The following is a 14,025-nucleotide window of genomic DNA, read 5'->3' as shown; positions in this document are numbered from 1 at the left end:
CATCAGTCTTCCGAGTCACCGCCGCAGTGCACTCACAGTGTTTCGTTGAGCGCTTTGATCGGCATTTTCAGCTCGCCGAGCAGGTCCAGATCCTGTTCGGCGGGACGCCCGAGGGTGGTGAGATAGTTGCCGACGATAACGGCGTTGATACCGCCGAGGATGCCCTTCTTGGCGCCCAGGTCGCCGAGGGTGATCTCGCGGCCGCCCGCGAAACGCAGCATGGTGCGCGGCAGGGCGAGGCGGAACGCGGCGACGGCGCGCAGTGCGTCGGCGGCGGGCAGCACCTCCAGATCGCCGAAGGGGGTCCCGGGACGCGGGTTGAGGAAGTTCAGCGGCACTTCGTCGGGTTCGAGTTCGGCGAGGTTCGCAGCGAACTCGGCGCGCTGTTCCAGGGTTTCGCCCATGCCGAGAATACCGCCGCAGCACACCTCCATACCGGCTTCGCGCACCATGCGCAGGGTGTCCCAGCGCTCCTCCCAGGTGTGGGTGGTGACCACGTTCGGGAAGTGGGAGCGGGCGGTTTCCAGGTTGTGGTTGTAGCGGTGCACACCCATCGCAGCCAGCTGGTCGACCTGGTCCTGGGTGAGCATGCCCAGCGAGCAGGCGACCTGGATGTCGACCTCGTTGCGGATGGCCTCGACACCGGCGGCGACCTGCGCCATCAGCCGCTCGTCTGGGCCGCGCACGGCGGCGACGATGCAGAACTCGGTGGCGCCGGTTTTGGCGGTCTGCTTGGCGGCCTCGACCAGGCTCGGGATATCCAGCCAGGCGGCACGCACCGGCGACTGGAACAGGCCGGACTGAGAGCAGAAATGGCAGTCCTCCGGGCAGCCACCGGTTTTCAGGCTGATGATGCCCTCGACCTCGACATCGGGGCCGCACCATCGCATCCGTACCTCGTGCGCGAGCGCGAGCAGCTCCTCTAGCCGGTCATCGCCGAGCTGCAGCACCTGCAGGGTCTGTTCCTGGGTCAGTCCGACGCCGCGCTCCAGTACTTGTTCGCGGGCAACGGCCAATACATCGGTGTTCACTCCGGCGGAGTCGCCGGTCCTGATGGGGGCCTGGGTCACTGCACGAATCCCTTCGTTCGGCCGAGGTGGCCGTGCAACTTGAACGGCGTTCAGGCTAGGGTAGTGGGGAGAGTGAGTCAAAACACCACCGGGAGGAACAACCGTGCAGTTGCACCGCGGGGACGTGGTCGAGGGCGCCATCACGATCCTCGATCAATACGGCCTCGCCGATCTGACGATGCGCAGGCTCGCCGGCTCGCTCCAGGTACAACCCGGCGCCCTGTACTGGCACTTTCCCAACAAGCAGGCCCTGCTCGGCGCGGTCGCCGACCGCATCCTCGCGCCCATGGCCGATCCGGTGACCGCCGAGGACTGGGCGGGCAGGCTGAGCGAACTCGCCCACCGGCTGCGCGACTGCCTGCTCGCCTATCGCGACGGCGCGGAACTCGTCTCGGCGACCTACGCTTCCCGGCTCACCACAAGCAAGGGCCGCGAACGCCTGGCCAGCGCCGTCATCCGGGCCGGAATACCCCGCGCCGAAGCCGAACTCGCCGCCTACACGCTGCTGTACTACGTTCTCGGCCACACCGTCGACGAACAGTCACGTATCCAAATGGATTCGGCGGGCGCCCTGCCCGACTCCCCCGACCCACTCGCCGACACCCCCGACCCCACCGCCCGGTTCGATTTCGGACTGCAACTGTTCACCGCGGGTATCCGGCACCGGCTCGGCGCCGACGCGCGCTGACCCCGGCTCCGCCGCCGGTCGCGAACCAGGCCCGGTCAACCGCCGGGCTCGATCAGCAATGGTGACCCCGCTGCACGAGCCATATCGCGGATCCGCTCCTGATAACGCTGCACGAACGGCACCACACTCCGTTCGATCACCTGGTTGTAGGCCACCGGACGTTGCCGCGGGTTTGCGTGCCCGGTGTGGCGCGGTCGCACCACCAAAAGAGTGCCGTCGACGCCGCCGACCTCGTCGATCAGCACCCGATGCGAACGTTCGACATCGACCACCCGGTCGCGGACGGGGTTCCGGGGCCGGATGAACACGATGGCCGGGCTCGGTTTTCCACGCGCGGGCCGGGACAGGGTGCGCAGGTCGTCGGATGCGCCTGCTGCGACGATCGCCAGGAACTGCGCTTCGATCAGGCCGTTGCTGGCGGCGTCCGGGTTGAAGATCTTGTCCCGCAGCACCTCTTCCATCGCCTCACCGAGCCGGCCGAACCGGATACCGGGGACCCCGGACCGGTCCAGGTAGCGGTCACGGCGTGCATAGGTTTCCACCACGAATCGCAGGCCGCGGCTCTCCCGTGCACCGGGCAGCCAGCTCATCCAGCGCACCATGTCCTCGCCGAGACTGCGGCTGGCCGGGCGGACGGCATCGAGATCGAGCGGCGTACAGTCCAGCAGCACCCCGGCCAACCGGCGATCGCTGCCGGTGTGGATGTGGTGGGCAACCTCCAGCGCGATGACCCCGCCCATACTGTGGCCGACGAGCACGATATCGCGCACCCCGGACATGACGGCGCTGCGGACGATCAGGTCGGCGATGACCTTGGTATCGATACCTTGATTGTCGTAGCGGATGGCCCATACCTCACCCAGTTCCCGCAGCGAGGTCAGCGAGGCCGCGGTATCGGAGGCGTTGAGCCCGCCGAGGCCGACCATATCCACCACCGCGGTATCACCGTCGCGGGGATCGACCGGTTCGGCGACCGGAAGCAGCGCGGGTTCGGTCCTGGCCAGCCGCGCCCGCTCCGGCGCGACATCATGGGTCCAGTACTGGGCGAACGCGACCAGCACGATCATCAGCAGCACGGCGACCCGAAGCAGCGCCAGCCGGGTGCGACGCAACGTCTTCCACTGGTGCCCGAGCCGCGTCCGGCGCAGCCGAGCCCGACGTCGCGCATCGTCCCAGTCGCTGACAGTGGACGGATGCCGATCGTCCAACGGCGGCATTCGTCCACTGTAAGCGCGTCCCGCGCGGGCCTGCCATGTCCGAGCCCGACCTCCCGTGCCACGTCGTATGCCGGTAGAGTCCGGTTTTCCGACGTCGGCGGGCGCGGGAATCCGGTGGGAATCCGGAACGGTCGCGCCACTGTGACTGTCCTCATCGCGGACAGAAGTCAGACCTCCCCCGCCGCACAACACTGGAGAGGCCGCGACTTGCCACTACAGCATGCCCTGTTCCGATGCGTCTGGGTGCGTTCGAGATGATCCGTACCCGCGCTCCGCTCACCGTGACCGTACTCGCGGTCGCCCTCCTCGCCGCCATGGTGCTGGCCACCGGTTTCGGTGCCGAAACACTGCCGGTGCCCGCGGTGGTGGAGGTGCTGACCCACCGGCTCGCTGGGCAGCCGGCTCCCGACCTGGGCCTGGATACCATCGTGTGGCAGCTGCGGGTGCCGCGCACGTTGCTGGCGGCCGTGGTCGGCGCCGGACTGGCGTTGGCGGGCGCAGCCATGCAAACGCTGGTGCGCAATCCGCTGGCCGATCCGTTCCTGCTCGGGGTGTCCTCGGGAGCGGGTGTCGGCGCGGCGGCGGTGATCACCTCGGGGCTGTTCGCCGGCGCTGGAGTGTGGGCGCTGTCGGGTGGTGCGCTGGCCGGCGCCGCGATCGCGGCCGGGCTGGTGTTCGCGGTGGCGGTGGCCCAGGGTGGGCTGACCCCGTTGCGGCTGGTGCTGACCGGCACCGTGCTCGGTTCGGCGTTCGCGGCGCTGAGTAGTTATCTGGTGTACCGCAGCAGCGATCCGGCGGCCGCGCAATCGGTGCTGTTCTGGCTGCTGGGCAGTCTGGCGGGTGCGGATTGGACCCGGATCGGGTTACCGCTGGTGGTGGTCGTGACCGCCACGATCGTGCTGGTGGCGGCCTCGGGTTGGTTGGATGCGCTGCATCTGGGCGCCGATACCGCGGTGTCGGTCGGGGTGCCGGTGACCCAGCTGCGGATCGGGCTCTATGCGCTGCTGGCGGTGCTGGTCGGCGTGCTGGTCGCGGTATCGGGCGGTATCGGGTTCGTGGGGTTGGTGGTGCCGCATGCGGTCCGGCTGGTCGTCGGGCCACGACACCGCATCCTGCTACCTGCCTGTGCTCTGGGCGGCGCGCTGTTCCTGGTCGTCGCCGACGCCGCGACCCGGGTGCTGGTACGGCCGAGCGAGATCCCGGTCGGGGTGCTGACCGGGATCATCGGCGCACCGGTCTTCCTCTTCCTACTCGGCCGCCGCCACTACCGGTTCGGTGACTCGTGACCGCCACCGAGACGACACCGCACATGGAAGGAACCGGCAGTGGTGCGACGCTCACCGTGCACGGGCTGTCCTGCGCCGCCGGGCGACGCACGGTAGTGACCGATGTGGAGTTCACGGTGCGTCCGGGTGAAACCGTCGGCATCGTCGGCCCCAACGGCAGCGGCAAGACGACGTTGCTGCATGTGCTGGCCGGAGTTTCCCGGCCGGTGCGCGGGCAGGTGCTGGTGGATGGTCAGGTGCTGCACGAGTTGCCGCCGCGCCGGCGAGCGCGAACCGTGGCGTTGGTCGCGCAGGACGAACGGCCACCGGCCGATCTACGCGCGGGCGAGCTCGTCACGCTGGGCCGCACCCCGTATCTGCCGCCGTGGGGTGCGGGATCAGCCGAGGAGCAGCGGATAGTGGCGGACGCGCTGGCGGCGGTGGACCTGCGGGGTGTCGAGGACCGTCCGGTGCACCGGCTCTCCGGGGGCGAGCGGCAACGGGTGCTGCTGGCTCGCGCGCTGGTGCAGCAGACACCGGTGCTGCTGCTGGACGAACCGACGAACCACCTGGATATCACGCACCGGCTGGACCTGTTGGCGCTGACGCGCACGCTCGGCCGCACCGTCGTGCTGGCGCTGCACGATCTGACATTGGCCGACCGGTACTGCGACCGCATCCTGGTGGTGCACAACGGACGCACCCACTCGCTGCAGCCACCCGAGATCGCGCTGCGCCCCGACGTGGTCGACGAGGTGTTCGGGGTCAGCGCAACTCGGGTCCGGCATCCGGGCACCGGCGAGAACCATCTGCTCATCACTCCGCGGGAGTCGTCATGAAACAGCCGTTCCGAATCCTCGCCGCCGTCGCGGCTGTCACGCTGGCCGGTTGCGCTGCCGATCCGTCGACCCTGGGTGAACTGACCATCCGCAACTGCGGCCAGGACGTGACGTTCCCCGCACCCGCCCAGCGCATGTTCGTCAACGACAGCACCCTGATCTCGATGGTGCTGGCCCTCGGCGCGCACAAGCAGGTGACCGCGGTGTCCAGCCTGGGCAGTGATATCGCTACCTTGCGCAAACATTACGGTCCCGCTGCCGATGAGCTGAACGAGGTCGCCAGCCAATCCCCCTCGCGGGAAGCCGTTCTCGCCCAACGACCGGATGTGGTTGTCGCAGGCTGGAATTACGGTTTCACCGAGAGCGCGAACCTCACCCCGGATACGCTGCGGGCCTCGGGTATCGCTGCCTACGTACTGACCGAGAGCTGCAGACAACGGTCGGGCGAACGCCCCCGCGGTGTAGTCGAACCATGGACCGCGCTGCGCGAAGACCTGACCAACCTGGGCGCGATAACTGGCCGCACGCAACGCGCCGCCGAACTCGTCGCCGATATCGATGACCGGCTGGCGGCGTTGGCGGCAGCGCCGAAACCGGAACGCGCCCCGAAGATCTTCCTGTTCGACAGCGCGAGCGACACCATCCTGTCCAGCGGCCGCTTCGGCGGACCCCAGGCGATTCTGACGGCGGCGGGCGGGCAGAACGTGACCGAGGATGTCGCCGACACCTGGACCCGAGTGTCCTGGGAACGGCTGGCGGCCGCCGATCCCGACGCCATCATGTTCGTCGACTATCCCCCGCAGACCTTTGCCCAAAAGGTCGAACTGCTGCGCACCAAACCGGGCATCAACCAGCTGCGTGCCGTGACCGAAAGCCGCTTCCTCAACCTGCCGTACCCGATGTGGACCAGCGGACCGCTCAATATCGACGCCGCCGAACAGGTGCGCAAACAGCTGGAACGCTGGAGCCTGGTCCCGCCGTCGGATATCGAACCACGCAGCGACGACGCCATCCGCTGAACCCGATACCGCTGCCGCATCGCCGGTATCGGGTCAGACCGGCAGTTCGCGTCCTTCGGCTGGCGCGGCGAGTTCGCCGAGCGATATCCGCCGGCCGAGTTCGTTGTCCCCGGTGACACCCGTCGGGAAGCCCCGCGTGGACAGCAAGCAGGTGGTACCGGGTGGCGAACCGGCCGCGGCGATCTCCCGTTCGGCCCGTATCACTGCCATCCCCCGGGCCCTAGGCCAGAGCACTGCCCTGCACCACCGGAAACCGCGAGAGGCACGGCCGGACCCGTCACCGCACCAGGTATCGCTTGACCCAGGGCTCGGGAAACCAGGTGGGGGCTTCGGCACGGAACCGATCCGGCGACCAGGACCCCGCACCGGCAGGGAGGGTGGCGACCAGGTCGATGCCGGTGACCCGGGGCAGGTCGGCGCGGTTGGTTTCCATGGCGAGGTCGGGGTTTTCCGGCCAGGAGCCGATGACCAGCCCGGCGCACGGCACTCCGGCGGCGCGCAGGGTGCGGGTGGTGAGCTCGCTGTGGTTGAGGGTGCCCAGGCCAGGGGCAGCAACCACCAGCACGGGAGCCGCCAGCTCTACGGCGAGGTCGAGCAGGGTGAAATCGCCGAGTCGGACAAGCAACCCGCCCGCGCCCTCCACCAGCACCAGGTCGGCGGAGGCGAGATCGTCGATCGCGGCAGCGGTTTCCCCGAGAGTGAGCAGTGGGGCGCCGCAGCGGCGGGCGGCGGTGTCGGGAGCCAATGGGTCGGGGTAGCGGGCCAGTTCCACGGTGCGCCCGGCACCGCCGAGTCCGGCAATGGTGGCCAGGTCGCCGGGTTCGCCTGCGGCGACGCCGGTCTGCGCTGGCTTGCACACTGCGACGATGCGATCGGCGGCACAGGCGGTGGCGGCCAGCGCGGCGGTGACGACAGTTTTGCCGACTTCGGTGGAGGTGCCGGTGACGAACAGCACGGTCATGCTGTGCCCTTTCTTGCCTGCCCGTGGAGCCCTGACATGGTCATGCTGGTACGGCGTCTTTTTCTCGCGCCCGCATCAGCACCGAGCCCAGTACTTCTGCGATGGTGTTCATCTCGGCGGCGGACAGATCGGCGCGGGCAGTGATCCGCAGCCGGGATGTGCCTTCGGGCACCGACGGTGGGCGGAAACAGCCCACTTCCAGCCCTCTCGCCCGGCAGGACGCGGCAGCGTCGTAGGCGACCTGCGCGTCGCCGAGGACCACCGACACCACTGCGGATTCCGGTACCGGCACACCGGCGATGTGGGCGATATCGGCGGCGCGGTCGAGCACTCGGTGGACGAGGCCGGGATCATCGCGTAATACCCGCAGCGCCGCCCGCGCCGCGCCGACCGCCGCGGGCGCGAGCCCGGTGTCGAAAATGAAGGTGCGGGCGGTGTCGATCAGATGGGCGCGCACCCGAGCGTCGGCCAGTATCACGCCGCCCTGGGCGGCGAACGCTTTGGACAGCGTCGCGGTGACCACCAGGTCCGGTTCCCCGGCCAACCCCAGTTCGTGCACCAGCCCCCGTCCCCCCTCGCCGCGCACGCCAAGGCCGTGCGCCTCGTCGACGATCAGCACCGCGCCGTTGGTCCGGGCGATGCGGTGCAGTTCGGTCAGCGGAGCGAGATCCCCGTCGGCGCTGAACACCGAATCGGTGAGTACCAGGGCGCGTTCCTCGGTGCGTTCGGCCAGCAGACGGTCCACCGCCGCGGTATCGCGGTGCGGGGCTATCGCCACTCTGGCCCGCGACAGCCTGCAGGCATCCACCAGCGAGGCGTGACTGCCCGCGTCGGAGACGATCAGCGCACCACGGGAGGCCAACGCGGTCACCGCACCGAGATTGGCGGCGTACCCGGAGGCGAAGACGAGCCCGGTGTCGGCACCGGTGAATTCGGCGAGTTCGGATTCGAGCAGTTCGTGCTCGGTGGTTGTGCCCGTCACCAGCCGCGACCCGGTCGCCCCGGCCCCCCACCGGCGCACCGCCGCGATCGCGCCCTCGACCACCGCGGGGTGACGTGTCAGCCCCAGATAGTCATTGGACGCCAGGTCCAGCGCCGCCGACCGCGGCGCCCGCGGCCGCAGCTCCCGCCGCAACCCTGCGTCCACCCGTGCGGCAGCACGCTCGTCCAGCCAGCTCAACGGATCGGTACTCACAGCTGAACACCATACTTGAACACTGTTCAGTTCTGCAGGACGAGTCCCCACCCTCAGCGTCCGGCGAACCAACTCGGGGTGTCGAGACCGAAGATCTCCCCCGGCACGAGCAGACGCAGATCCGCTTCGAGCGCGGCCAGGCGCTCGGCGCCGATCGTCGCCGCCCAGCGCCGATGGGTGCGAGCAAAAGCGCGCTCGGATTGCTCCAGCGCATCCACCGCCCGCGGGGTCAAGGTGTAGACCTTGCGCCGAGCGTCAGCAGGATCACGCCCCGGCGCGAGGTATCCCAGCCGTTCCAGGCTCTCGACGTGCTTACCCGCCGCCTGTTTGGAAATCCCCAGGATCCGGCCGAGATCGGCGGCAGTACAACCATTGCGCCCACCGGCGCGGCCGATCGCCTGGAAGACGAAACCGTGCAGAGGTCGCAGGTCTGGGTGCCCGTTCTCGGCCAGCTCGGCATGCACCTCGTCGACCGCGCTGCGAAACCCGAGCAGCATCCGCAGCGGCAGCTCATGACCACCGGTAGCTGTTGACATAAAAGACAACCTCGTTGACTATATGGACATCCTCGTTGTCCATCTTAGGAAGTGCTTCCCATGACCCTCATTCGCCGCACCGAAACCCGCCGCACCGAAACCCCCGGCGGCGTGATGACCACCCTCGCCTCCCCCACACAGGGCGGCTCCACACTGTCACTGTGGCAGGCCGAGGTCGGACCGGACGGCAGCGGACCACTGCACTACATCGACACCGAACAGATCTGGACCGTGACCACCGGACGCGCACAGATCGATCTCGACGGGACCGCCCTGACCGCCGAGGCGGGCGATACCGTAATCCTCCCTGCCGACGTGCTGCGCCGGATATCGGCTGGCCCCACCGGTTTCACCGCATTGGTCACCGCCCGCCCGGAAGCCAGGGCAGGTACGCCGGGAAGCGAAGACACGGTAGTTCCGCCGTGGATCGCCTGAGCCTCCCCTCAACCGCAAGATGCTCCCCATGAGATACGCGCGCCGACAACTCCCCCACCCCGTCGTCGGGTCACTGTTCGGCGCGATCCGCCGACAGGGCACCTATACGCCGCGTCGGTCGCGGACACCGCCGAATGCATCGAGGGGAACCTCGACCCTCCGTGGCGCCTACGACACGACCGGTCGGGATGCCCGTCATCTGCCCCACCCTGGAGGAGCACGCCATGTCAGCGCGTGGAGCTGAGTTACGCAGCCGGTCAGCAGAGCACACCACCCGGGCACGTCCGCTCTCCCGACCTCGGGGACACGAGTCCTCGCGGGTTCACTTCAGGAGGTATGTACTCGCGCGGCCGCGATCATCCCTGTGGTGACGGTCTCGATATCGGCGGATGTGCTGATGAACGGCGGCATGGCGTAGACGAGATTGCGGAACGGGCGCAGCCAGGCTCCGGCAGCGACGGCGGCCTCGGTGGCGGGGCGCATATCGACGGGGCGGTCGAGTTCGATCACCCCGATCGCGCCGAGCACCCGCACATCGGTGACGCCGGGCAGTTCGCGAGCCGGGGCGAGACCCGCCGTCAGCTCGGCTTCGATACGGGTGACCTCGTCGCGCCAGTCGCGGGAGAGCAGCAGTTCGACCGAGGCCACAGCGACCGCGCAGGCCAGCGGGTTCCCCATGAAAGTGGGGCCGTGCATGAGGCCGCCGTGTGCGGTGCTGATGGTTTCGGCGATGGCTGTGCTGCACAGGGTGGCGGCCAGCGTGAGGTAGCCGCCGGTGAGCGCTTTGCCGACACACATCACGTCGGGGGCGACGCCGGCGTGTTCGGCGGCGAAGAACGCTCCGGTGCGACCGAACCCGGTGGCTATCTCGTCGAACACAAGCAGCACCCCGTGCTCATCGCACAGCCTGCGTAGATCGGCGAGATAGCGGGCGTCATGCCAGCGCATACCGCCCGCACCCTGCACCACCGGCTCCACTACCACCGCCGCCAGCTCGTCCGCGTGTTCGGCCAGCGCGCGGTCGAGTTCGGCGACGTAGCCGGGGTGATAGTCGCGCGGCGGCGGCGAGACGAAAATCTGCTCGGCCAGCACATCGGTCCACAGCGCGTGCATTCCGCCCTCGGGGTCGCACACACTCATCGGGGTGAAGGTGTCGCCATGGTATCCGCCGCGCCAGGTGAGCAGCCGCCGTTTACCCAGACGACCCCGCGCCCGCCAGTACTGCAGGCACATCTTCACCGCGACCTCCACCGACACCGAACCGGAGTCACAGAGAAAAACCTTGTCCAGCCCGTCGGGCGTATGCCGCACCAGCAGTTCCGCCAGCCGGGCGGCCGGTTCGTGGGTGAGCCCGCCGAACATTACGTGGCTCATCTGCCGCGATTGCGTCAGCAGGGCTTCGTCCAGCACCGGGTGCCGGTAGCCGTGCACGGCCGCCCACCACGAACTCATCCCGTCCACCAGTTCGCGCCCGTCGGCCAGTGTCAGCCGGGTGCCTGCCGCCGAGGCGACAACCAGCGGTTCGGTGGTCGCCGGGAACCCCCCGTAGGGGTGCCACACATATTTCGCGTCGAGGGCGGTGATCTCGCCGGGGGTCAGAGCCACGGAAGTCCTTCACACGAGCGATGGACGCCGAAGTGCCTGCACCACCCCGGCCTTGAACACCGTTCAAGTTAACATGGGGCGGGCCCGTTCCCTCACTCGGTAGTAGCAACGATGCGGCACCGACACTGTCCGCGCCCTGCGCTTGCCATGCTTACAGGCGGTGCCGCCGCGCCCACAACCATCCAGCCGAAGCCGGGAACCACGCGCCCGTTTCGACGCCCAGCAGCCCGTTCTCTGTGTGCCGACCCCTCGTGTGGCGCACCCGGCCGAGCACCACTCGCGCGTAAGCTCATCGACGATAAAAGCGCCCACCGAAGTGAGGAGTCCGCGTGCGGATCGGCATCCTGCTCAGCCCACCTTCCGGACCCGACGGCCTGCGCAAGCTGACCGACGACCTGCGGCGCAGCGCCGACGAGGGATTCGACTCGGCGTGGCTGTCGCATATCTTCGGCGTCGACGCGCTCACCGCTCTGGCCGTCGCGGGAAGCCAGGTGCCAGGTATCGAACTCGGCACCGCCGTGGTGCCCACCTATCCGCGACATCCGGGTGCCCTGGCCCAGCAGGCGCGCACCACAGCGCTGGCCGTGGGACCCGGCAGGCTCAACCTGGGCATCGGACTGTCCCACAAGGTCGTCATCGAGGACATGTTCGGATACGGCTTCGAGCGACCCGCCCGGCATATGAAGGAGTACCTGTCGGTCCTGACTCCCCTGCTCGACGGACAGTCGGTGTCGTACTCCGGCGAAACCATCACCGCCAACCTCGAATTGGATGTTCCCAACGAGGGCCGCGTCCCCGTCCTGCTGGCTGCGATGGGTTCGCAGATGCTGCGACTGGCCGGTCGGCGCACCGACGGCACCGTGCTGTGGATGACCGGCGCGACCACCATCGGCGAGCACATCGCGCCGACGATCACCGCGGCCGCGGCGGCAGCGCAACGGCGGACTCCACGGGTTGTCTGCGCGCTGCCCGTGCTGGTCACCGATGATGTCGACGGGGCGCGTCAGCAGGCCGCGCAGATCTTCGCCGCCTACGGCACCCTGCCGTCGTACCGCGCCATGCTGGACCGCGAGGGTGTTGCCGGACCGGAGGATCTGGCGATCATCGGACCGGAGGAACAGGTAGCGACACGGATCAGGGAAATATTCTCCGCTGGCGCAACAGAATTCGTCGGCTCGATCTTCGCCGGTGGCCCCGCGGCCGCGCGCACCCGCGAGCTGCTTCTCGAATTGGCGGACTGACCGCCGATACTCGCCAGACCACACCGAGGTACCGGCCGGAGGGCATATCGGCGGTGCAAACCCCGTCGGCCGTGGTGAGGCCTCGACGTGCACCCGAGAATCCGCACCGGTTCTTACCAATGTCGGGAATGCCGGATACTCGTGTCACCGAAAAAGAGCGCTGCACAGGCCCGTGGGGGTTCTGGCGAGTGAGGTTCAGATGAGGTTTGTGAGTCTGCCGGCAGGCGCTGCCAGGGCGTCCGAAGATAGGGGCCGAGCATGACCACCCGCGAGGCGCTGGTCGGTTTCATCGAATCCGATCCGCTGTATATCCCCAAGGGGGCCAGCCCATTCCTCGAGCAGATGATCCTGGCGACACAAGAGTACTTCGAAACGTCGATTCTGCTGTTCGCCGCGAATCGGGGCGACGAACAACCGGATCTGGTGGCCTGGTTCGACCAGAAGAATCTGCTCAGCGAACATGGACTCGAGGCCCCCGAGGGCGAGTCCGTGATGGTCGAGGACTACAAGAGCCGCAGCTCCGAAGTCGAACAGAAGGTCAAGGATCTCGACGAGCAGAGCAGAAGCGTCCGCGATTCCACCTTCGAGACATTCAAACTCACCAATGGGACCTATACCGCGATCCAGAAACGATACTGGCAGCTCGATGGTGAACTGCGCGATATCAACGAGCGCATCGACATCGAGGACACCGACAAAGACGGTAGCACCAGCGATTATCTGCCGCTGAGCGCCAGCGAAGAGGGGCGGGCGTTCCGCTATCTCTTACTGGCCATCGAAGCCGTCAACACCCTGGTGGAGGAAGCGGCGACCAGCACCACCGACCTGGCGGACCGTATCAACGACAGACAACCGTCGTTCTCGATACCGCCGGGGGCCGCTCCGGCCCCGACTCGTTCCACACCGTGGTCTCAGCTGAGCACCGCGACCATCGATCCCACCGGCAACGGCACCACCGATAGCGTCCTCGAACTGGCACGCAAGCATCTGAAACTCGGCGTCGGCGAAACCAACGGCAACAACGTCCCCATCTACTGGGACGCGGAAAAACAGAAGTGGGTGAAGGCGCCGTACAACATCGGCGACGCATGGTGTGCCGCATTCACCAGCTATGTATGGGAGCGGGCAGGGTACAAGGTCGACTGGACGAACCCGAATTATGTTCCCAGCATCTGGAACGATGCCAGGTCACTCGGCCTGAGTGACACCAACATGGCGAACGCGAAGCCGGGTGACCTGATCATCTTCGACTGGGAGAACGACGGCACGCCCGACCACATCGGGATCGTGGAGAGCGTCAACGGCAATCAGATCACCACCATCGAAGGCAACTCCAGCGACAAGGTCAAGCAGAACACATACACGATGGGGCAGTCGTCACTGGTCGGTGTCGTGAAGCCACCGCAATAGCTACAACGCAGTGGACGCGGACGGCCACACCATCGAGCCGCCGGATTCCATCGCGGTCCTAGTGGCCGCTGCCGGATAGCGCTTCGCCTGCCTGCCGAAGCAGGCGCCGCAGGTCGGCAATGCCGTCGGCGCCCAGATAGCTACGCAGGTGCCGTTCGATCCGCTCGACACGCTGTGCCGCCAGCCGCAGCGCCGCGGCACCGGTGTCGGTGACCACCACGAGCCTGGCCCTGCGGTCCGCGGGATCGACGCGGCGTTCGACGAGCCCGCATCGCTGCAACTGTGTGACCAACTCCCCCATCGACTGTTGGGTCATCCCCGCCGCTTCGGCAAGTGCGCTGATCCGCGAACCGGCAGGGTCGAGATAGCGGAACACCGCGTAATGCGCGGGACGCAGTTCGTCGTCGAGGTGAGCGCGCAGTTCCCGGTTCAGTTCACGCTCGAAGGACCGGGTGACCTCGGTGAGCAGCCGCAGCAGGGACAGGTGCGCGCCGGCGGGATCAGGTGTTGACACATTAGGAAGGTTACCTTTGTAATTGATCCT

Annotated in this window: 15 protein-coding genes; 7 read left to right on the top strand and 8 right to left on the bottom strand. The window is 67.8% G+C overall.

The features are described from left to right. Positions 1–32: 32 nt before the first annotated feature. Positions 33–1,055 (bottom strand): biotin synthase BioB, encoded by a 1,023-nt coding sequence (gene bioB, locus B0T44_RS15790; protein WP_077120032.1) that lies wholly within the window; start codon positions 1,053–1,055, stop codon positions 33–35. Between the two features lie 118 nt (positions 1,056–1,173). Between bioB and B0T44_RS15785 the strand changes: the two genes are divergently transcribed. After that, the gene (locus tag B0T44_RS15785; protein ID WP_077119864.1) at positions 1,174–1,758 is read left to right on the top strand and encodes a TetR/AcrR family transcriptional regulator C-terminal domain-containing protein; all 585 of its coding nucleotides are present in this window, start codon (positions 1,174–1,176) and stop codon (positions 1,756–1,758) included. Positions 1,759–1,793: 35 nt separating this feature from the next. On the opposite strand, the gene B0T44_RS15780 is transcribed toward B0T44_RS15785, so the two are convergent. Beyond that, positions 1,794–2,975 carry an alpha/beta fold hydrolase gene (locus tag B0T44_RS15780; protein ID WP_077119862.1) on the bottom strand — a complete coding sequence of 394 codons (1,182 nt, stop codon included), beginning with the start codon at positions 2,973–2,975 and terminating at the stop codon, positions 1,794–1,796. Between the two features lie 254 nt (positions 2,976–3,229). Between B0T44_RS15780 and B0T44_RS15775 the strand changes: the two genes are divergently transcribed. The 3 genes from B0T44_RS15775 to B0T44_RS15765 are packed head-to-tail and all read left to right on the top strand — an operon-like array spanning position 3,230 to position 6,098. Beyond that, the gene (locus B0T44_RS15775; RefSeq protein WP_077119860.1) at positions 3,230–4,261 is read left to right on the top strand and encodes a FecCD family ABC transporter permease; all 1,032 of its coding nucleotides are present in this window, start codon (positions 3,230–3,232) and stop codon (positions 4,259–4,261) included. Beyond that, the gene (locus B0T44_RS15770) at positions 4,258–5,079 is read left to right on the top strand and encodes an ABC transporter ATP-binding protein (protein WP_245839558.1); all 822 of its coding nucleotides are present in this window, start codon (positions 4,258–4,260) and stop codon (positions 5,077–5,079) included. Before B0T44_RS15775 ends, B0T44_RS15770 begins: the two co-directional genes overlap by 4 nt. Beyond that, on the top strand, positions 5,076–6,098 hold the full coding sequence (locus B0T44_RS15765) for an ABC transporter substrate-binding protein (protein ID WP_077119858.1): 1,023 nt from the start codon (positions 5,076–5,078) through the stop codon (positions 6,096–6,098). Before B0T44_RS15770 ends, B0T44_RS15765 begins: the two co-directional genes overlap by 4 nt. A 33-nt stretch (positions 6,099–6,131) precedes the next feature. On the opposite strand, the gene B0T44_RS27185 is transcribed toward B0T44_RS15765, so the two are convergent. From B0T44_RS27185 to B0T44_RS15750, 4 genes are all read right to left on the bottom strand, one after another. Beyond that, positions 6,132–6,308, bottom strand: coding sequence for a hypothetical protein (locus tag B0T44_RS27185; protein ID WP_175648099.1), 177 nt, complete (start codon positions 6,306–6,308; stop codon positions 6,132–6,134). Positions 6,309–6,375: 67 nt separating this feature from the next. Beyond that, entirely contained in the window at positions 6,376–7,059 is a 684-nt protein-coding gene (gene bioD / locus B0T44_RS15760; RefSeq protein ID WP_077119856.1) for a dethiobiotin synthase, read from the bottom strand. A 40-nt stretch (positions 7,060–7,099) separates the two neighbouring features. Beyond that, positions 7,100–8,254: an 8-amino-7-oxononanoate synthase gene (locus B0T44_RS15755; protein WP_077119854.1), complete on the bottom strand. Its 1,155-nt coding sequence runs from the start codon at positions 8,252–8,254 to the stop codon at positions 7,100–7,102. A 53-nt stretch (positions 8,255–8,307) separates the two neighbouring features. Further along, entirely contained in the window at positions 8,308–8,790 is a 483-nt protein-coding gene (locus B0T44_RS15750) for a MarR family winged helix-turn-helix transcriptional regulator (protein WP_077119852.1), read from the bottom strand. Positions 8,791–8,850: 60 nt separating this feature from the next. Between B0T44_RS15750 and B0T44_RS15745 the strand changes: the two genes are divergently transcribed. Next, a complete protein-coding gene (locus B0T44_RS15745) occupies positions 8,851–9,225 on the top strand; it encodes a cupin domain-containing protein (RefSeq protein ID WP_077119850.1) in 375 nt (124 codons plus the stop codon). Positions 9,226–9,552: 327 nt separating this feature from the next. On the opposite strand, the gene B0T44_RS15740 is transcribed toward B0T44_RS15745, so the two are convergent. Then, entirely contained in the window at positions 9,553–10,830 is a 1,278-nt protein-coding gene (locus tag B0T44_RS15740) for an adenosylmethionine--8-amino-7-oxononanoate transaminase (protein ID WP_077119848.1), read from the bottom strand. A gap of 329 nt (positions 10,831–11,159) precedes the next feature. Here B0T44_RS15740 and B0T44_RS15735 point away from each other — a divergent pair, with 329 nt between their 5' ends. Together B0T44_RS15735 and B0T44_RS15730 are read left to right on the top strand one after the other, a co-directional pair. Continuing rightward, the gene (locus tag B0T44_RS15735; protein WP_077119846.1) at positions 11,160–12,071 is read left to right on the top strand and encodes an LLM class F420-dependent oxidoreductase; all 912 of its coding nucleotides are present in this window, start codon (positions 11,160–11,162) and stop codon (positions 12,069–12,071) included. Positions 12,072–12,329: 258 nt separating this feature from the next. Further along, positions 12,330–13,481, top strand: coding sequence for a C40 family peptidase (locus B0T44_RS15730; RefSeq protein WP_077119844.1), 1,152 nt, complete (start codon positions 12,330–12,332; stop codon positions 13,479–13,481). Between the two features lie 58 nt (positions 13,482–13,539). On the opposite strand, the gene B0T44_RS15725 is transcribed toward B0T44_RS15730, so the two are convergent. Then, entirely contained in the window at positions 13,540–13,995 is a 456-nt protein-coding gene (locus B0T44_RS15725) for a MarR family winged helix-turn-helix transcriptional regulator (RefSeq protein WP_077119842.1), read from the bottom strand. Between the last annotated feature and the right edge of the window lie 30 nt (positions 13,996–14,025).

Source organism: Nocardia donostiensis (assembly GCF_002081715.1).
In the GTDB taxonomy this organism is placed as follows: Bacteria; Actinomycetota; Actinomycetes; order Mycobacteriales; family Mycobacteriaceae; genus Nocardia; species Nocardia donostiensis.
The sequence above is the reverse complement of the archived record's forward strand: the minus strand, read 5'-3'. Positions and strand labels throughout refer to the sequence as shown.

Bases quoted from the DNA above. Each gene is read 5' to 3' on its own strand.
- B0T44_RS15750 (WP_077119852.1), bottom strand. From the start codon at position 8,790: ATGTCAACAGCTACCGGTGGTCATGAGCTGCCGCTGCGGATGCTGCTC.
- bioD (WP_077119856.1), bottom strand. From the start codon at position 7,059: ATGACCGTGCTGTTCGTCACCGGCACCTCCACCGAAGTCGGCAAAACT.
- B0T44_RS15745 (WP_077119850.1), top strand. From the start codon at position 8,851: ATGACCCTCATTCGCCGCACCGAAACCCGCCGCACCGAAACCCCCGGC.
- B0T44_RS15780 (WP_077119862.1), bottom strand. From the start codon at position 2,975: ATGCCGCCGTTGGACGATCGGCATCCGTCCACTGTCAGCGACTGGGAC.
- B0T44_RS15730 (WP_077119844.1), top strand. From the start codon at position 12,330: ATGACCACCCGCGAGGCGCTGGTCGGTTTCATCGAATCCGATCCGCTG.
- B0T44_RS15775 (WP_077119860.1), top strand. From the start codon at position 3,230: ATGATCCGTACCCGCGCTCCGCTCACCGTGACCGTACTCGCGGTCGCC.
- B0T44_RS27185 (WP_175648099.1), bottom strand. From the start codon at position 6,308: ATGGCAGTGATACGGGCCGAACGGGAGATCGCCGCGGCCGGTTCGCCA.
- B0T44_RS15765 (WP_077119858.1), top strand. From the start codon at position 5,076: ATGAAACAGCCGTTCCGAATCCTCGCCGCCGTCGCGGCTGTCACGCTG.